This window comes from Amycolatopsis methanolica 239, from assembly GCF_000739085.1.
Taxonomy (GTDB): domain Bacteria; phylum Actinomycetota; class Actinomycetes; order Mycobacteriales; family Pseudonocardiaceae; genus Amycolatopsis_E; species Amycolatopsis_E methanolica.
Genome location: NZ_CP009110.1, coordinates 5,867,347 through 5,885,731 on the forward strand (window position 1 = coordinate 5,867,347; position 18,385 = coordinate 5,885,731).

Genomic DNA, 18,385 nt, shown 5'->3' on the forward strand with positions numbered 1-18,385 from the left:
CGGCTCCGCCGGTCGTGGTCAGGCCACGCCCTCCGGGCTGGCGCCCTCGGCCTGGACGCCACGCGAGGCGATCTTCTCGATGCGGGCCAGGTCGTCGCCGATGAGGTCAAGATCCGCCGCGGCGACGCTGTCCTCGATGTTGCGGGCCCGCCGCGCGCCGACGATCGCCACGTGGCCCCCCGGTTGGTGCAGGGTCCACGCGATGGCGAGCTGGCTGACGGTGGCGCCCTTCTCGGCCGCGAGGTTCTTGAGCTGCTCCACGACCTCCAGGTTCTTCTGGAGGTTCGCGCCCTGGACGCGCTGGGGTTCGCGCGCCAGTCGCCGGGCTCGAAGGTCGTGCGCGGGTTGAGGGCGCCGGTGAGGAGGCCGCTGCCGAGCGGGCTGTAGACGAGGACGCCGATGTCGTGCTCGCGGCAGTACGGGAGCGGGTCGTCTTCGAGCGCGCGGCGGAACAGGTGGTAGGGCGGCTGCAAGGTCTCGACGGATCGGGTGCGGTCGAACGCGGCCAGTTGCGCGGTGTCGTAGTTGGACACGCCGACGTGGCGGATCTTGCCCGCGTCGACGAGTTCCTGCAGTGCCTGGGCGGTTTCCTCGGCCGGCGTATCCGGGTCGGGCCAGTGGACCTGGTACAGGTCGATGTGGTCGAGGTCGAGGTGGCGCAGGCTCTCGTCGACGCCCTTGCGCAGCCAGTGGCGGCGGGCGTCGCGGGGCCGGTCGCTGCCCGGGTTGATGCCGCCCTTGGTGGCGATCACCAGGCTGTCGCGGTCGCGTTTCAGCTCGTCGCGCAGGGCCCGGCCGAGGATGGCTTCCGATTTGCCGAAACCGTACGCCTGAGCGGTGTCGAAGAAGTTCACGCCGAGCTCACGTGCGTGCTGGATGACCTGGACCGCCGCGTCATCGTCGAAGGAGCCCCAGTCGCCGCCGAGCTGCCAGGTCCCGAACGGCGATCCGGGAGACGTCGAGTCCGCTCTTGCCCAAAGTGGTTCTCCGCATGGCTTCAAGGACAGCGCATGGCGCGGTGGGGCGCATCGTGAAGCTGGTGCCGGGCGGTTCGGGTCCTTTGTGGATTTTGGTGGCCGAATGGGCCGTTCATGGCTTGGCGAGTGGACCACTGCTGCGGATGCGGCCGACCGGGTCGACGGCAAGTGCGGCTGGTGCGGCTCGTGCGGCGATGAACGGACCATTCACCGCTTGACGAGAGCCCCACTCGCGCGGCCGCCAGTGGCGGGTCGACGACAGATGCACCTCGCACAGGGATGAACCGACCGTTCATCGCTCGGCGACAGGCCCACTCATGCGCGCCACGCGCAACTCCACGACAGATGCACTCGCACCGCGATGAACGGACCATTCACCGCTTGACGAGAGACCCACCCACGCAGCCACCACTCGCGAGTCCACGACAGACCCACCTCGCGGCGCGATGAACGGACCGTTCACCCCTCCGCGAGAAACCCACTCATGCACGCGCCATACGCGACTCGACGGCGGATGCACCTCGCGCGCGGATGAACGGGCCATTCACCGCCCAGCCAGCCACCTCACGGCGCACCCGGCCGCCCAGCGGGCCGGTCCGTCGGCCACGGGCGGACCTCCTCGAACAGCCTCGCCACCGCCAGCACCAGGTCATCCGAGTGCCGCGGCCCCACGATCTGCAACCCCACAGGCAGACCATCCGCCGTCATCCCCGCCGGCACGCTGATCGCCGGCTGCTGGGTCATGTTGAACGGGTACGTGAAGGGCGTCCAGTCCGGCCAGCCGCTCATCCCGCTGCCCGGCGGCACATCGAAACCGGCCTCGAAGGGCGGGATGGCCACCGTCGGGGTGATCAGCACGTCGTACCGCGTGTGGAACTCGCCCATCCTGATACCCAGCTCCGCGCGCTCCGCGTTGGCCGCCAGGTAGTCAGCCGCCGAGTACGTCTTCCCCTGCTCCCACACCTGCCGCAGGCCCGGGTCGACCTTCGCCTCGCAGCCGGCCGGGAACGTGTCCAGCCACTGGGCCGCGCCGGTCGACCACAGCACGTCGAACGCCTCCCGCGGGTCGGCGAAACCCGGGTCGGCCTCCTCGACCCGCAACCCGGCCTCATCGAGCGCCGCGACCGCCGACGTGACTATCTGCCGCACCTCCGGGTCCACGCGGGCCCAGCCCAGAGTCGGCGAGAACGCCGCGTACAAACCCCGCACGTCCCGCCGCACGGCCTCGCGGTACGCGCCCGCCGGCGGCTCCAGCGCGTTCGGGTCCCGGTGGTCCGGCAGCGCCAGCACGTCCAGCAACAACGCCACGTCCGACACCGACCGCGCCATCGGCCCGGCGTGCGACAACGCGCCGAACGGGCTCGCCGGCCACAACGGGATACGACCGTATGTCGGCTTCAGCCCGACGATCCCGCAGAACGACGCCGGGATCCGCACGGACCCGCCACCGTCGGTCCCGACCGACAGCTCACCCATCCCGGCCGCGACCGCCGCGCCGCTGCCACCGCTGGACCCGCCGGGCGTCTTCGCCGGGTTCCACGGGTTGCGCGTCACCCCGGTCAGCGGGTTGTCCGTCACGCCCTTCCACGCCAGCTCGGGCGTCGTCGTCTTGCCGAGCAGGACCAGCCCGTTCTCCCGCAGCCGCGCGGTGACCGGGCTGTCCACCTCCCACGGCTGGTCCCGGTCGACGCACGTCGAACCACGCAGGGTGGGCCAGCCCTGGGTCAGGAACATGTCCTTGATCGAGGTCGGCACCCCGTCCAGCGAGCCGATCGGGTTGCCCTCGCGCCACCGCGTCTCCGACGCCTTGGCCCCCTCGCGGGCCACCTCCGGGTCGACCAGGCAGAACGCGTTGCACTCCCGGTCCCGCTCCTCGATCGAGCGCAGCGCGGCCTCGGTGGCCTCGACGGGGCTGATCTCGCCGGTCGAGTACGCGGCGACCAGCTCACTCGCCGTCAACAGGGTGCTCATGGTGAACTCCTCACCGATCGGACGGCACATACCCCAGCTGCTTGTCCACGACATTACGAAGCGGGGCGCCAGTCTGCCAGCGGTGGAAGTTGTCCGCGAACACCTCGACCAGCGTGTCCCGCCACCCGATGAAGTCACCGGACATGTGCGGCGAGACCAGCACGTTCCGCATCGTCCACAACGGACTGTCCACGGGCAGCGGCTCGGTGTCGAACACGTCCAGCGCGGCGCCCGCGATGCGCCCCGTCCGCAGGGCCTCGACCAGGTCGCCGGTGACCACCAGCTCACCGCGGCCGACGTTGACGAACCGGGCCGTCGGCTTCATCGCGGCGAACGCGGCGGCGTCGAACAGGCCCTTGGTCTCCTCGGTCAGCGGCGCCACGGCGACGACGTAGTCGAACGCCGGGAGGTACTCGACCAGCCGGTCCGAGGCGTGGACGTCCCCGAAGTCCGGGTCACCGGAGCGCGCCCGGCGGCCGGCGCCCGAAACGCTCATCCCGACGGCCCGCAGCATCCGCGCGATCGCCCTGCCGATCGGCCCGGTCCCCACCACCAGCGCCGAGCGCCCGGCGATCCGCTCGGTCTCGCGGTGCTGCCAGCGGCTCTGGCGCTGCAGGTCGAGCGATCCGTGCAGGTCCTTCGCGAAGGTGAGGATCACCCCCAGGACGTATTCCGCTATCGAGTCGTCGAACACGCCGCGCGAGTTGGTGAGCACGACGTCGCTGTCCCGCATCCCGGGGAACATCACCGGGTCCACCCCGGCGCTGGCGATGTGCAGCCAGCGCAGCCGGTCCGCCGCGGGCCAGGCCTCCGGCACCGCACGGGAAAGGAAATCGTGGACGAACAGGACGTCGGCGCCGCGGAGCGCATCGGCCAAGCCGGCCTCGCCGGTGTAACGCACGACGGCCGAAGAAGCGATGCGCCGCATGGCCGGCGATTCGGTGAGGTCCCGGGCCTGGTCTTCACCGCACAACACCGCCAGCACCGGATTCTCAGTACCGATCACCGTTGACACGGTAGGAGCCGGTCGTATGATTGTCAACAATCCGAGGAGCCACCCCGGAGGCTTCCTTCAGAACGTCCCGGAGGCTGAGCCTTGGATTTCGACTTCCCTGTCTTCGACGGGCCACTGGCACAGCGAGGCATCGGAGTCATCGCACCCTTCGACCTGGCGCTGGAGCGCGAGCTCTGGCGCTGGATCCCGATGGAGGTGTCGCTGCACCTCGCCCGCACGCCCTACGAACCGGTGCCGGTCAGCATGGAGATGGCCCAGCTGGTCAGCAACCACCAGCACCTGGCCGCCGCCACCCGCGACGTGCTGCACGTCGAGCCCGAGGTGGTCGCGTACCTGTGCACGTCGGGCAGCTTCGTCAACGGCCTGGACTACGAGCGCTCGCTGTGCAAGGCGATCTGCGACGCCGGCGCGCCGGACGCGGTCACCACGTCGGGCGCGCTGGCCGAGGTGCTGCACCTGCTGGACGTCCACAAGGTCGCGGTGATCACCCCGTACGACGCGGACCTGACGGCGAGCCTGCACGACTTCCTCGCCGAGCTGAACGTGGACACCGTCTCCAGCGACCACCTCGGCCTCGGCGGCGGGATCTGGAAGGTCAGCTACCGCACGATCGCCGAGCGGATCCTGGGCGCCGACCACCCCGACGCCGAGGCGATCTTCGTGAGCTGCACGAACCTCCCGACGTACGACGTGATCGAACCGCTGGAGATGGCCCTGGGCAAGCCCGTGCTGACCGCGAACCAGCTGACGATGTGGGCTTGCCTGAGACGCATGGAGCTGCCGATCGTCGGCCCCGGCAAGTGGCTGCGCGAAGTGTCCTGAACCCGCTAACGTAGGATTGTCGACAATCTTGGGAGGTTTGTGCATGGCGACCGTCGGCTTCATCTACCCGGACCACGCCGCGGAGGACGACTACCCGTTCGCCGAGCGGCTGCTGGGTTACCGGATCTCGCTGCCGGTCGAGCACATCTACGGCACCGACCTGCACGCCGTGCCCGAGCTGCTCGACCTGGGCAGCGAGAAGCGGCTGGCCGAGGGCGCCGCGCTGCTCGCCAGGCACGAGCCGGACGCCGTGGTGTGGGCGTGCACCAGCGGCAGCTTCGTCTACCGCTGGCAGGGCGCGCACGAGCAGGTGGAGAAGCTGTCGGCCGCGGCGGGGAAACCGGCGTCGAGCACGTCGTTCGCGTTCGTCCGGGCCGCGCAGGCGCTCGGTCTGAAGCGGGTGTCGGTGGCCGCGAGCTACCCGGACGACGTGGCGAAGTTGTTCGTGGACTTCCTCGGCGCGGGCGGCATCGAGGTGGTCGCCATGTCGAGCGAGGACATCGACACGGCCGCGGAGGTCGGCAGGCTGAGCCCCGAGGCCGTCGTCGAGCTGGCGGTGGCGCATGATCACCCGGCGGCGGACGCCGTGCTGGTGCCCGACACCGCGATGCGCACGCTGGGTGTGCTGGGCGCGATCGAGGATCGGCTGGGCAAGCCCGTCCTGACCGCGAACCAGGTGACGATCTGGGAAGGGCTCCGGCTGACCGGCCAGGTGCCCCGGTGCGACCAGCTGGGCAGGCTGTTCGCAGAAGGCAGGTGAACCATGGCCCTGGCCGACATCGAACCGGTGAGCCGGGAGTCGACCGCGGCGATCATCGCGCGGCAGCTCCGCGAGGCGATCATGAACGGCACGTTCGCGCCGGGCACGCAGCTCGGGGAGACCGAGCTGGCCGGCCGGTTCCAGGTGTCCCGCGGCCCGCTGCGCGAGGCGATGCAGCGGCTGGTGTCAGAGGGCCTGCTGCGCAGCGAGCGGCACCGCGGGCTGTTCGTGATCGACCTCGAACCGGACGACGTGCACGACATCTACTCGGCACGGTTCGCCATCGAGCGGGCCGCGCTGATCCGGGTGCTGCGGCACGGCGACCGGGAGGGGCTGGCCCTCCGGCTGCTGGACGCGGTGGAGGAGATGGCGTCGGCCACCGACGGGGACGAGGTGTCGGCCGCGGACGTCCGGTTCCACGAGGAGCTGGTGGCAGCCTCCGGATCGAAGCGGCTCGGGCGGATGGCGCGGACGCTGCTCATCGAGACGCGGATGTGCCTGTCCGCGCTGCACCGCACGTACGCGACGAACGAGGAGCGGGTGACCGAGCACAAGCGCATCGCGGAGGCGATCGGCGCCGGTGACGAGGAGCTCGCGGTGTCGCTGCTGGAGGCGCACATGGAGGACGCGGTGCAGCGCCTCGCCCCGGGAACCAGCCTGCACGCCTGAATCGTGCTGCTGTAACGGAAGGTTGCGGGTCCGCGATCTTGGTTTCGTCCGCGCGCGACGCGGTGGAACGGGGAGGATCGCGTGCGGGTTTGGGCACCGGCGGCTGTACTGGTACCTCGCGCGGGTTCAGCAGCGCCTCTCACCACGGCACCGGCTTCGCTGTCCACTTCGGAGGCGCCGCGCGGTGAGCTGCTCCCCACCCCCGTGAGCCGGGTGTGAGGCGCCTCGCGGCGCTGCTCGCCGCGGTGCTCGTCCTCGCCGGGTGCAGCACGGAGATCGCCGGCACCGCGGACGTCCCGGCGCCGGGCACCGGGCCGGTCGTGTCCAAGTACGACCTCCAGCAGCGGCTCGTCGGCGCCATGCCCACCGACCCCGAACTCGCCCAGCTGGGTCTGCACTGGCTCCAGGAGCCCCTGCCGTTCATCGAGTCGCAAAACTCGCGCTACAAGTTCATCTACGACTGCCCGGACCACCTGCCCTCGGACGTCGCGATCCAGGCGGCCGAGTACGCCACCGCTACGTCGGGGAACTTCGACCACGGCACCTACCTGTACCTGACGACCGCGTCCTACCGCGGCCCCACGGGCCCCACCGCAGTCGCGCAAGGCCGCGCGCTCAGCGGCTGCATCCAGCTGCCCGGAGCCACCAAGGTCGCGGTGCCGCCGTTGGTCGGCGCCGATGAGCAGGCGGCCTTCTGCGGGGACTCGATCGACTCGTTCGGCTTCAACCGGGTCTGCGTGCTGCTGCTGGGCAGGCAGAACGCGGCGATGGTCGCGGCCTACAGCGTCAGCGACAAGAACCCGGCCGTCCCGCCCGCGCAGATGGAGACCGACCTGCCGCGCGTCGGGCAGATGCTCGCCACCGCGCTCACCCGCGCCTGACTCACCCCTCGATCATCCGCCCGACCACCGCGCCCAGCGCCGTCGCCGCGCCCGCGCTGCCCAGCGCCATCCCCCACCCGATCGGGCCGAGCGGCGTGCACCCGAAGAACTGGCTCACCCCGGGGGTCTGGATCACGGCCGCGAGCAGGGCCACCGAGCCGAGCGACGTCGCCAGCACCGACCGATTCCAGCCGCCAGTCAGCAGCGTCTGCCCGAGCTGCGTGCCGACCAGCCCGGCCAGCGCGACGGTGCTCGCGCGGCGGCCGCGGCCCGTCGCGCGCGCCAGCATCCACGCGGTCGTCGCGCCGAGTGCCGTGACCCCGGCTCGCACGCCGATGTCCTTCTGCAGGCGCTTGCCAAGCGAACTCTCCGGCCCCTCTCGCAGCAGGTCGGAGCCGTCCTCGGGCCGCCGCAACGCGATCGCCAGCGCCGGCGCCAGGTCGGTCAGCAGGTTGACCAGCAGGAACTGCCGGGCGCCCAGCGGCGACCGGCCGGTCAGCGTCGCGCCGAGCACGCTGAACCCGATCTCGCCGAGGTTCCCGCCGAGCAGGATCGCCAGCGCCTCGCGCACCGAGGCCCACATCGCCCTGCCCTCGACAAGCGCCGCGATGATCGTCTCCAGGCGGTCGTCGGTCACCACCAGGTCGGCCGCTGCGCGCGCGGCCGCGGCGCCGTGCCCACCGAGCGCGATGCCGACGTCCGCGAGCCGGATCGCGGGCGCGTCGTTCGCGCCGTCCCCGGTCATCGCGACCGTGTGGCCGTGCTTCTGGTACGCCTTGATGATCCGCACCTTCTGCGCCGGGCTGCACCGCGCGACCACGTCCAGGGTCTCCAAAGTGGACGCCAGCTGGTCGTCGTCCATCGCGTCCAGCTCGGCGCCGGTCGCCACGTGCAGGTCGGCGCCGTCCTCGCTGACCTTGCCCGCGATCGCCTCCCCGGTGTCCGGGTGGTCGCCGGTGATCATCACGATCTGCACGCCCGCCGCCCGCAGGTCCGCCGCCGCGGCCGCCGCGCTCCCCCGCACCGGATCGGCGATCGCGACGAAACCCTTGAACCGCAACCTCGTCACGGAGTCCTCGTCGAGCGTCGCACTGTCCGGAGTGGACTCGGCGACCGCGAGCACCCGCTGCCCGGCCTTGGCCAGCTTCTTCATCCGGCCCGCCAGCTTCTTCCGACGGCCCTCGTCCAGGTCGCAGCGCGGCAGCACGGACTCCGGCGCCCCCTTGACGCTCACCACCAGGCCGTCGCCGTTGCGCATCAGCGAGGCGTGGTAGCCGCGCGACGGCTCGAACGGCACCGCGTCGACCAGCTCCCACCCGTCGGTGTGCACGGAAACCCGCCGCGCGCCCTCGACGATCGCGCGGTCCGTCGCGTGCGGCAGGTCGGACGGGTCGTCGGCGTGCGGCGTCGCCCGCAACGCGGTGAGCAGCACCGACTCGGTCTCGTCGTCCAGGTCCTCGATCTTGCGGCGCTTGCGGCCGTCGTCGACCTCGTGGACCGTCAGCGTCCCCTCGGTCAGGGTGCCGGTCTTGTCGAAGCACAGCACGTCGACCCGGCCCAGCGCCTCGATGCCGCGCGGGTTGCGGACCAGCGCGTTGTGCTCGGCGAGCCGCCGCGCTGCCGCCAGTTGCGCGGCGCTAACCAGGAACGGCAGCCCCTCCGGCACCGACGCGACGGCCAGGTTCACCGCCGCGGACAGGCTTTCCCGCAGCGGCACCCGGCGCAGCAGGCCGGCACCGGCCACCGCGACGGCCGACCCGATCGCCAGCGGCATCGCCTTCGAGGTCAGCTCGGCCAGCCTTGTCTCGACCCCGGTGACCGGCGCGTTCTCGCGGGCCATGGCCATGCTGCGGCCCGCCTCGGTGTCCGCACCGGTCGCGACGACGATGCCGACGGCCTCACCGGCCGCGATCGTCGTGCCCTCGTACAACATCGACGCGCGCTCGGCGACGTCCGCGGCGATCACCGGCGACGGGTCCTTCGCCGCCGGCAGCGACTCGCCAGTCAGCGACGACTCGTCCGCCTCGACGCCGTCGGCCTCGAGCAGCCGGCAGTCCGCGGGCACGACGTCGCCGGAGGTCAGCTTGACGACGTCGCCGGGCACCAGATCGTCCGCGCTCACCACGCGCTCCCGGCCGCCGCGGATCACGGTCGTGCTGATCGCCGACCGGCTCAGCAGCTCGGCCAGCTGCTTCTCGGTGTGGACCTGCTGAACGCTGCCGACCAGCGCGGACACGCCGGTGATCCCGGCGACGAGCGCGGCGTCCACCGGCGACCCGACGGACGCGGACAACGCGGCGCCCCCGATCAGGACCGGGGTGAGCGGGTTGGACAGCTCGTTGATGAACGCTTGCATCAGGCTCGTCCGGCCACCGCTGCCCGTGCCGCGCGCCCGTGCGCGCTTCTGGGCAGCGTCGTCGCTCAGGCCGTCCGGGCCGGTGCCGAGGCGGTCGAGCACGACGTCCACCGGCATCAGGTGCCACGGCGCGGCGTCGCCGGCCAGGCCCGTGTCCCGCTCGGCGAGCTTCTTGGCGCGGCGGTGCGCGTTGGTCAGGGCGACGGCCGCGCCCAGGTTCACCGCCCGCATCGCCCGGTTGGCCGGGCTGCGGCGGCCCGGTTGCAGCGCGCTGACCGCGCCGACGCCGGTCGCGCCCTGGGACAGCCAGATGCTGTCGCGGTTGACCTCGCGGGCGGCGGCGATGGCGTCGACGACCAGCGCCGCGATGCCGATCTCCTCGCCGATCAGCAGGTGCGCGCCCCACGGCGGCGGGTCGCCGGGCCGATGGGTGCCGATGCCGCAGTCGGCGGCGCCGAGCGCGCGGCGGTCGTCGGACACCAGCATCACCACGTGCCCGTCGCCCTGCAGCTCGCGCACGGTCGAGACGAGGCGCTCGCCGCCGGGCATGAGCCGGTCGGCCTCGAACGCGGCGTGGCCGCCGTTGGCGCTGACGACCTCGATGTTCCAGCGACGGGCGGCGGCGATCACCGCGGCCACGCCGGGCGGCACCTGCCTGCCGAGCCCGATGACGGCGGTCAGATGCTGGTCCCGCACCAGGCCGAGGACCGCCGCCGCGCCGCGCTTCTCCAGCTGCTCGCGCTCGTGCGCGCCCTGGTCGACGCCCAGTTCGTCGAGCGGGCCGAGGCGCCAGCCGTCGTCTTCGTGGGGCTTGCCGGGCGTGTGCGCGTCGAACAGCTGCCACGCGCGTTCGACCAGCTCGCTGGCGTCGCCGTCGCCGATGGGGACGAGGTCGTTGAGGACCATGCGCCCGGTGTCGAAGGCCTGCTCGTCGAGGAGCAGCGTGTCGATGGCGTCCAGGTGGCGCAGCACCCCGCGGTCCATGACCAGCACGCCCTCGGTGGCCAGCACGCGGCCGATGCGCGCGCCGAACGCGGTGCGCCCGGCCTCGGCGGCCTTGGGCAGCGCGGCCAGGCCGATGCCGATCGTCCGGCGGGGGCGCGCGAACGGCAGCGAGACGGCGGCCGCGGCGGCGCCGAGGTTGAGGATGCGCTGTTCGTACTGTTCGACCGGGCCGTCCGGGATCTCCCGCGGCCGCTCGACGACGACCGGGCCGGCCGCGGCGTCCTCCGGGCCGTGGATCAGGCGGCTCTCGGCCTGGCACCACAGCCGTTCGTGCGCGCGGGCCTCGCGGTACTGCTCGGCGCGCTGGATGATGTCGACGACCGTGCCCTCGCCGCCAGACGCCAAGCCCTGGGCGAACGCGCCGAAGGCCGAGGTCGCGGTGTCGGCCTTCTCGCTGCTGCCCGCCCGCTCGGCGGCGATCTTGCGCAGGCGCGGGTGCAGGTCGACGACGTTGGGCAGCGCGGCGATCTCGGTCGGGATCGGCGCCCTCGGCGCGAGCCGGGTGATCAGCGACAGGCCGAGGCCGAGTGTGTCGGCGGCGAGGGTCGGCAGGAGGCGGGTGCCGCGCAGGCCGTCGGCCGGGTGGTGGAGCTCGTCCTCCCTGCTCTCTTCGCCGACGCCGTTGGGCGCGCCCTCGGCCTCCTCGACGACGCGGATCAGCTCGTCGCTGTCCGGGGCGGGGTCCTCGACGCCGATGATCACCCGGGAGGAGGGCGCGTTGACTCGCGCCCACGCGACGCCCGGGTGACGCTGCACGGCCTGCTCGATGCGCTGCGCGACCGCTTCGCCGCCCGGACCGTGCACCCCGTGGGCCTCGATGTGCAGCCGGCCCGGGCAGGACCACACCCGGCGGCGGGGCCTGCTCAGCGGCGATAACACCGCCCCGGCGAGGCCCTTCACCGCCGACACCGGACCGGGCAGCCGGACACCCAGCAACTCCATGAACCACTCCCGCACCTCGACGCCTCAGGTGCATGGGGTTGCCCATTGCGGGTGAAGATATGCCTGCCGCCGCAGGTCGGCCCCTGGTTTACGGGGCCGGCCGAGGCTGCCCGGCGGCGAGTTGCCCACCCCCGAGCCGACCGCTCCGGACGGCGAGGTCACCGTTTCCGGCAGCGAGCTCGCCGAGGCGCGCTGCCCGCCCGCGGCTGGGCGCGGGCAGTGGCATGCCAGGGCCGGGGCGGGCTGGGCGGCGGGGCGAAGGCGGGGCGGGCGGCGCCGCCCCACAGGCCCCGGCGCCCGGGCGAGCCCGTCAGGCCGCAGCGCCTGCGGCCGCAAGGCCGCAAGGCCGCAAGGCCGCAAGGCCGCGCACAGCACCCTGCCGTCAGGCGAGCGCGGCCGCGACGCGGCACGCCACCGCCAGCGAGCCCAGCCGGGTCAGGCGAGCCCAGCCGCCACACGGCCCGCCACCGCCACGCGAGCGCGCCCGGTCAACCGAGCACGGCCGGTCAGGCGAGCCCAGCCGGTCAGGCGAGCGCGTCGGTGATGGCGGCGCCCAGCTCGGTGGTCGTCGACTTGCCGCCCAGGTCGGGGGTCGCCACCGAGCCGGCCGCGAGCACCTCCTCGACGGCCTTGTGCACCGCCGCCGCGGCTGTCTTCTCGCCCAGGTGCTCCAGCATCATCGCGCCGGCCAGGATCTGCGCCACCGGGTTCGCGATGCCCTGCCCGGCGATGTCCGGGGCACTGCCGTGCACCGCCTCGAACATCGACGGGTACTCGCCCGGCGGGTTGACGTTGCCGGACGGCGCCATGCCTAGCCCTCCGGTCACAGCCGCCGCCAGGTCGCTCAGGATGTCGCCGAACAGGTTCGACCCCACCACGACGTCCAGCCGGTCCGGGTGCTGCACCATCCGAGCCGCGAGCGCATCGATGTGCGTCTGTTCATTGTGGACGTCGGGATACTCCGCGGCGACCTCCGCGAAGACCTCGTCCCAGAACGGCATCGTGTGGATGATCCCGTTCGACTTGGTCGCCGAGCACACCCGGCCGCTGCGGGTGCGGGCCAGCTCGAACGCGAACCGGATGATCCGCTCGACCCCGACCCGTGTGAAGACCGACTCCTGGACCGCGAACTCGCCCGGCTGCCCCGGGTTGTGCCGCCCGCCGATCTGCGAGTACTCGCCCTCGGTGTTCTCCCGGACGATCACCATCTCCAGCTCGTCGGCCTCCCGGCCGGCCAGCACGGACGTCGTCCCGGGCAGCAGCCGCACCGGCCGCAGGTTCACGTACTGCGCGAACGCCCGCCGGATCGGGATCAGCAGCCCCCACAGCGACACGTGGTCCGGCACCCCGGGGAACCCGACCGCGCCGAGCAGGATCCCGTCGAACGGCCGCAGCTGGTCGATGCCGTCCTCCGGCATCATCCGGCCCGTCTTGGTGTACCGCTCGCAGCTCCAGTCGAACTCCGTCCACTCCAGACGGAACCCGTGCACTTCGCCTGCCCGGTCCAGAACCTGGCGCGCCTCGGCGGTGACGTCGACCCCGATGCCGTCACCGGGGATGCTCGCGATCCGGTAGGTGCTCACAGGCTCACCGCGATGTACTTGGTCTCCAGGAACTCGTCGATGCCGACGGTGCCGCCCTCGCGGCCGAGCCCGGACTGCTTGACCCCGCCGAACGGCGCCGCCGGGTTGGACACGATGCCCTGGTTCAGCCCGATCATGCCGGCCTCCAGCGACTCCGACACACGCAGCGCGCGCTTGAGGTCGTTCGTGTAGACGTAGCTGACCAGGCCGTACTCGGTGTCGTTGGCAGCGGCGACGGCCTCGTCCTCGTCGTCGAACACGCTGATCGGCGCGACCGGGCCGAAGATCTCCTCGCTCGCCATCCGCGCGTCCCGCGGCACGTCGGTCAGCACCGTGGCCTGGTAGAAGTTGCCCGGACCGTCCACAGTGGCCCCACCGGTGAGCACCTTGGCGCCCCGGGACGTGGCGTCGGCGACCAGCTCGGTCACCTTGTTCACCGCGTCGCTGTCGATGAGCGGGCCGACGACCACGCCGGGCTCGGTGCCGCGGCCCAGCGGCAGCGCGGACATCCGCTCGGTCAGCCGCCGGGCGAACTCGTCGGCGACCCCGCGCTGCACGTAGAACCGGTTCGCCGCGGTGCACGCCTCACCGATGTTGCGCATCTTGGCCTGCATGGCGCCCTCGACCGCCGCGTCCAGGTCGGCGTCGTCGAAGACCAGGAACGGCGCGTTGCCGCCCAGCTCCATCGACGTGCGCAGAACCTTGTCCGCGCACTGCTCCAGCAGCTTGCGCCCGACCGCGGTGGATCCGGTGAACGACAGCTTGCGCGCACGGCCGTCCTTGATCATCGGCTCCATCACGCCGCCGGGATCGCTGGTGGTGACCACGTTGAGCACGCCGGCGGGCAGCCCGGCCTCGGTCAGGATCGCGGCCAGCGCGAGCATCGACAGCGGCGTCTGCTCGGCCGGCTTGATGACCATCGTGCAGCCGGCGGCGATGGCCGGGCCGATCTTGCGGCCGCCCATGGCCATCGGGAAGTTCCACGGCGTGATCAGCAGGCACGGCCCGACCGGCTGCTTGGTGACGAGGAACCGGCCTGCCCCGTTGGGCGCGACCTGGTAGCCGCCGTCGATGCGCACCGCCTCCTCGGAGAACCAGCGGAAGAACTCGGCCGCGTAGGCGACCTCGCCCTTCGCCTCGGCCAGCGGCTTGCCCATCTCCAGCGTCATCAACAGCGCCAGCTCGTCGACGCGGGCGTTCAGCAGTTCGTAGGCGCGGCGCAGGATTTCGCTGCGCTCGCGCGGCGCCGTCTTCGCCCAGTCGGCCTGCGCGGACACGGCCGCGTCGAGGGCCGCCTTCCCGTCCTCGGGCGCGGCGTCGGCGACCTCGCAGAGGACCCGGCCGGTGGCGGGATCCTCGACGGCGAAGGTCCGCCCGGTGCTCGACGGGACCCACTTCCCGCCGATGAACAGCTCCTTGCCGACGGCGTCCACGACACCCGATTCGGTCAGCTCGGCCATTGGTCCTCCTGATCAACCTTGCGCCTGTCCACGGGCCATGCTAGACAGATTGTCAACAATCTACAAGCTCACTCCGCGTTAGGAGTTCCGCCGTCATGGCCCAGCTCTCCCCCCTGCTCAAGCAGGCCACACCGGTCGTCGTCGAGCACGGCGAAGGCGCTTACCTCTACGACGTCGACGGCAACCGCCACCTCGACTTCACCGCCGGCATCGGCGTGACCAGCACCGGCCACTGCCACCCGAAGGTGGTCAAGGCGGCGCAGGAACAGATCGGCAAGGTCATCCACGCGCAGTACACCACCGTGATGCACCAGCCGCTGCTCAAGCTGACCGAACGGCTCGGCGACGTGCTGCCCGCGGGGCTGGACTCGCTGTTCTTCGCGAACTCCGGAAGCGAGGCCGTCGAAGCCGCGCTGCGCCTCTCGCGGCAGGCCACCGGGCGGCCGAACGTCATCGTCTTCCAGGGCGGGTTCCACGGCCGCACGGTCGCCGCGGCGTCGATGACCACTTCGGGCACGCGGTTCAGCGCCGGCATCTCGCCGCTGATGGGTGGCGTGCACGTGGCCCCCTTCCCCTACGCCTACCACTACGGCTGGGACGAGCAGACCGCGACGAAGTTCGCATTGCGCGAGCTGGACTACCTCTTCCAGACGATCAGCGCCCCGAACGAGACGGCCGCGTTCTTCATCGAGCCGATGCTCGGCGAGGGCGGGTACGTGCCTGCGAACAGGGAGTTCATGGCCGGGCTGCGCGAGCGCGCCGACCGGCACGGCATCCTGCTGGTGATCGACGAGATCCAGACCGGGTTCGGGCGCACCGGCCGGTTCTGGGGCCACGACCACTTCGACGTGCGGCCGGACGTCGTGCTGATCGCGAAGGGCCTGGCGAGCGGGTTCCCGCTGTCCGGCATCGCGGCGTCGAAGGAGCTGATGTCCAAGGCGTTCCCCGGCTCACAGGGCGGCACGTACGGCGGCAACGCCGTGTCGTGTGCGGCCGCGCTGGCCACCCTCGACGTGATCGAGGAGGAGAACCTGGTCGAGAACGCGGCGGCGCGCGGCAAGCAGCTGCTCGAAGGCGCACGGCTGATCGCCGACAAGACGCCGGAGATCGGCGAGGTGCGCGGGCTGGGCCTGCTGGTCGGGTCGGAGTTCACCAAGGCCGACGGCACGCCGGACACCGCGCTGGCCGCGGCGGCGCAGCAGGAGGCGGCGCGGCGCGGGCTGCTGCTGCTCACCTGCGGCGCGTACTCGAACGTCGTGCGGATGATCCCACCGCTGGTGGTCACCGCCGAGCAGATCGACGACGCGCTCGCGATCTGGGCCGAGACCGTCGCCACCGTCACCGGTTCCAAGTAGAGAGAAGAAGCACGTTGGCCCGCTACATCACCATCTCACTCGACAAGCGCGGCGTGTCCTGCCGTGCGGTGCTGCTGGACGCGGAGGCGCCGCGGACCTGCCAGGCGGTGTGGAACGCGCTGCCGCAGAGCGGTTCGGCCTACCACGCGAAGTACGCCCGCAACGAGGTCTACACGCTGGTGCCACCGTTCGCCGACCCGAAGCCGGGCCGGGAGAACCCGACGGTCACCCCCATTCCCGGGGATGTCGTCTATTTCGGGTTCGAGGCGTGGGAAATCGGAAATCCGGCATACGGGTACGAAGACAGCAGCGAGGCCCACAGCGACAAGGGCGCGACCGATCTGGCGATCTTCTACGGCCGGAACAACCTGCTCATCAACGGCGACGCGGGCTGGGTTCCCGGCAACGTGTTCGCCACGATCGTGGAGGGCCTGCCGGAAATGGCGGCGGCCGCGCAGGACCTGTGGCTGCGTGGCGTCGAGGGCGAAACGCTGTCCTTCGCCCGCGCCGAGTAGCTCTCGACCTGCGGTCGTTAGGGGCAGAACCCTGGCCCCCCGTCACCCGTTAGCGTGATCATAGGGGGATCACCTTGCGTGGCAATGTGTTCACCCGTTCGGGCGGGCATCACCCGGTGTGCCGGGTCAAGATCAGCATCACCCCAGATGAGCCCGCCCGACGGCGCTACGAGCAGCACAACGGCACCCCCAGCCGAGAACCCGAAAGTGTTACGTGTTTAGGCTGGGCGGATTTTCCACCGCGGTATTCGCGCGGCTCCACGCTTTCCAGGGCGGTTTGACACCGCCCAGCGGAACTGAAAATCTTCCCTTGCTTTCGAAAGCAGCCAGATTCGCAAGGTTTGATTTTCGCAAAGGAGCCCCTCTCCAATGTTCGCTGCGCACTTCCACCACGGCCACGACATCGTTTCCAACATCCTGGCCGGTCTCGCGCACGTCCTCGGCTGGCTGGTCTGACCCGCTGACCCGAGAAGGCGGGGCCGGTACGTTGGCGCGGACCGGCCCCGCCCCCTTTCCGGTGCGAACAAACTGGGGGCGAACAGGAAGGCTGCGCGTCCACGTTTGCGACCACGGAGTCACCGTCGCCCGGCGGCGGCTGCGTCGCCTCCGCCAGACGTGAATCTCCTTCGCTTCCGGTCCTGCGCTCTCCCGTACTAGGCTTCCGTCATTCGGGCAGGCGCAGGAAAGGACCGGGCACGTCATGGGCGACGTCACCGCGCGGATCGCCGAGATCGTCGGCGAGCGCAACCTCCTCTCCGGGGACTCCGTCCCAGACGACTACGCGAAGGACGAGTCCCTCACCGTCGACGCCGTCAAGCCGGCCCACGTCGTCAAACCCGCCACCGCCGAAGAGGTCGCCGCCGTGCTGGCCGTCGCCGCCGAGAACGGCCTGCCGGTCACGGCTCGCGGCTCGGGCAGCGGGTTGTCCGGCGCGGCCCGCCCTCGCGAGGACGGCCTGCTCGTCTCGTTCGAGCGGATGAACGCGGTCCTGGAGATCGACACCGCCAACCAAGTCGCCGTCGTCCAGCCGGGCGTCACGCTCAGCGAACTGGACGAGGCGACCAAGGAGGCCGGCCTCGCCTACACGGTCTACCCGGGCGAGCTGAGCGCGAGCGTCGGCGGCAACGTCGGCACCAACGCGGGCGGCATGCGCGCGGTCAAGTACGGCGTGGCGCGGCACAACATCGTCGGCCTGCAGGCGGTTCTGCCTACCGGCGAGATCATCCGCACCGGCGGCAAGACGTCCAAGATCTCCAGCGGCTACGACCTGACCCAGTTGATCATCGGCTCCGAGGGCACGCTCGCGCTGGTCACCGAGGTGATCGTCAAGCTGTACCCGCGCCTGCCGCACGCCGCGACGCTGCTCGCCCCGTTCGGTGACCTCGACCAGGTGATGCGCGCCGTCCCGGAGGTCATCGCCAGCGGTCTGACGCCGAACATCCTCGAGTACATCGACAACCTGACGATGGCGGCGATCACCTACAACGAGAAACTGGAGCTGGGCGTCCCCGAGGAGGTCCGCAACGCCACGCAGGCCTACCTGGTGGTGGGTCTGGAAAACCGCGATGGCGATCGGCTGGACGGCGACGTCGAGCGGGCCGGCGAGCTGCTCGGCGAGCTGGGCGCATCCGACGTGTACGTGCTGGACGGCGGTTCGGCCCGCAAGCTCATCGAGGCGCGGGAGAAGGCGTTCTGGACGGCGAAGGCCGCCGGCGCCGACGACGTGATCGACGTCGTGGTGCCGCGCTCGGAGATGCCCGGGTTCCTGGCGAAGGTCCGGGAGCTCGCCACGGCAGCCGAGGCCGGCGCGATCGGCTGCGGCCACGCCGGGGACGGCAACGTCCACTTGGGAATCTTCTGCAAGGACCCGGAGAAGCGGCACCGGCTGCTGCACGACATCTTCACCGCGGGCATCGCGGTCGGCGGGGCGATCTCCGGTGAGCACGGCATCGGGCAGGCGAAGAAGGACCACTTCCTCGCGCTCGAGGACCCGGCCAAGGTCGCGTTGCTGCGCCGGATCAAGCAGGCCTTCGACCCGAAGGGCATCCTGAACCCGGATGTCCTGTTCGACTGA

The 18,385-nt window shown here is 71.5% G+C and carries 12 protein-coding genes and 1 pseudogene; 7 read left to right on the forward strand and 6 right to left on the reverse strand.

Features of this window, described 5'->3' with window-relative positions:
* Positions 1–18: 18 nt before the first annotated feature.
* The 3 genes and pseudogenes from AMETH_RS42265 to AMETH_RS28580 form a co-directional block, all read right to left on the reverse strand.
* Positions 19–1,184: pseudogene (locus AMETH_RS42265) on the reverse strand (aldo/keto reductase).
* Between the two features lie 357 nt (positions 1,185–1,541).
* Entirely contained in the window at positions 1,542–2,948 is a 1,407-nt protein-coding gene (locus AMETH_RS28575; protein WP_026153455.1) for an amidase, read from the reverse strand.
* Positions 2,949–2,958: 10 nt separating this feature from the next.
* Positions 2,959–3,954, reverse strand: a complete 996-nt coding sequence (locus tag AMETH_RS28580; RefSeq protein WP_026153456.1) for a D-2-hydroxyacid dehydrogenase — start codon at positions 3,952–3,954, stop codon at positions 2,959–2,961.
* A gap of 90 nt (positions 3,955–4,044) precedes the next feature.
* On the opposite strand from AMETH_RS28580, the gene AMETH_RS28585 reads away from it, so the two are divergent.
* The 4 genes from AMETH_RS28585 (at position 4,045) to AMETH_RS28600 (ending at position 7,095) form a co-directional block, all read left to right on the forward strand.
* Complete coding sequence (locus tag AMETH_RS28585) at positions 4,045–4,785, forward strand: maleate cis-trans isomerase family protein (protein WP_017984634.1); 741 nt, start codon at positions 4,045–4,047, stop codon at positions 4,783–4,785.
* Positions 4,786–4,828: 43 nt separating this feature from the next.
* Complete coding sequence (locus tag AMETH_RS28590; protein ID WP_017984635.1) at positions 4,829–5,545, forward strand: maleate cis-trans isomerase family protein; 717 nt, start codon at positions 4,829–4,831, stop codon at positions 5,543–5,545.
* A gap of 3 nt (positions 5,546–5,548) precedes the next feature.
* Positions 5,549–6,214, forward strand: a complete 666-nt coding sequence (locus AMETH_RS28595) for a GntR family transcriptional regulator (protein WP_017984636.1) — start codon at positions 5,549–5,551, stop codon at positions 6,212–6,214.
* Positions 6,215–6,429: 215 nt separating this feature from the next.
* The gene (locus AMETH_RS28600) at positions 6,430–7,095 is read left to right on the forward strand and encodes a hypothetical protein (RefSeq protein WP_017984637.1); all 666 of its coding nucleotides are present in this window, start codon (positions 6,430–6,432) and stop codon (positions 7,093–7,095) included.
* A gap of 1 nt (position 7,096) precedes the next feature.
* On the opposite strand, the gene AMETH_RS28605 is transcribed toward AMETH_RS28600, so the two are convergent.
* The 3 genes from AMETH_RS28605 to AMETH_RS28615 all read right to left on the reverse strand — a co-directional run bounded on the left by AMETH_RS28605 (position 7,097) and on the right by AMETH_RS28615 (position 14,441).
* Positions 7,097–11,398: an HAD-IC family P-type ATPase gene (locus AMETH_RS28605; protein WP_038532466.1), complete on the reverse strand. Its 4,302-nt coding sequence runs from the start codon at positions 11,396–11,398 to the stop codon at positions 7,097–7,099.
* A 524-nt stretch (positions 11,399–11,922) separates the two neighbouring features.
* Positions 11,923–12,981: a tartrate dehydrogenase gene (locus tag AMETH_RS28610; RefSeq protein WP_017984639.1), complete on the reverse strand. Its 1,059-nt coding sequence runs from the start codon at positions 12,979–12,981 to the stop codon at positions 11,923–11,925.
* Positions 12,978–14,441, reverse strand: coding sequence for an NAD-dependent succinate-semialdehyde dehydrogenase (locus tag AMETH_RS28615; protein WP_017984640.1), 1,464 nt, complete (start codon positions 14,439–14,441; stop codon positions 12,978–12,980). Before AMETH_RS28615 ends, AMETH_RS28610 begins: the two co-directional genes overlap by 4 nt.
* A 95-nt stretch (positions 14,442–14,536) precedes the next feature.
* On the opposite strand from AMETH_RS28615, the gene AMETH_RS28620 reads away from it, so the two are divergent.
* The 3 genes from AMETH_RS28620 (at position 14,537) to AMETH_RS28630 (ending at position 18,385) form a co-directional block, all read left to right on the forward strand.
* On the forward strand, positions 14,537–15,796 hold the full coding sequence (locus tag AMETH_RS28620; protein ID WP_017984641.1) for an aspartate aminotransferase family protein: 1,260 nt from the start codon (positions 14,537–14,539) through the stop codon (positions 15,794–15,796).
* A gap of 14 nt (positions 15,797–15,810) precedes the next feature.
* Positions 15,811–16,311, forward strand: coding sequence for a DUF3830 family protein (locus AMETH_RS28625; protein ID WP_017984642.1), 501 nt, complete (start codon positions 15,811–15,813; stop codon positions 16,309–16,311).
* A gap of 700 nt (positions 16,312–17,011) precedes the next feature.
* Entirely contained in the window at positions 17,012–18,385 is a 1,374-nt protein-coding gene (locus AMETH_RS28630; RefSeq protein WP_017984643.1) for an FAD-binding oxidoreductase, read from the forward strand.

What these genes read in the sequence shown, in the direction of transcription:
- AMETH_RS28590 (WP_017984635.1), top strand. Translation starts at nt 4,829, where the DNA reads ATGGCGACCGTCGGCTTCATCTACCCGGACCACGCCGCGGAGGACGAC.
- AMETH_RS28595 (WP_017984636.1), top strand. Translation starts at nt 5,549, where the DNA reads ATGGCCCTGGCCGACATCGAACCGGTGAGCCGGGAGTCGACCGCGGCG.
- AMETH_RS28605 (WP_038532466.1), bottom strand. Translation starts at nt 11,398, where the DNA reads ATGGAGTTGCTGGGTGTCCGGCTGCCCGGTCCGGTGTCGGCGGTGAAG.
- AMETH_RS28620 (WP_017984641.1), top strand. Translation starts at nt 14,537, where the DNA reads ATGGCCCAGCTCTCCCCCCTGCTCAAGCAGGCCACACCGGTCGTCGTC.
- AMETH_RS28575 (WP_026153455.1), bottom strand. Translation starts at nt 2,948, where the DNA reads ATGAGCACCCTGTTGACGGCGAGTGAGCTGGTCGCCGCGTACTCGACC.
- AMETH_RS28630 (WP_017984643.1), top strand. Translation starts at nt 17,012, where the DNA reads ATGGGCGACGTCACCGCGCGGATCGCCGAGATCGTCGGCGAGCGCAAC.
- AMETH_RS28615 (WP_017984640.1), bottom strand. Translation starts at nt 14,441, where the DNA reads ATGGCCGAGCTGACCGAATCGGGTGTCGTGGACGCCGTCGGCAAGGAG.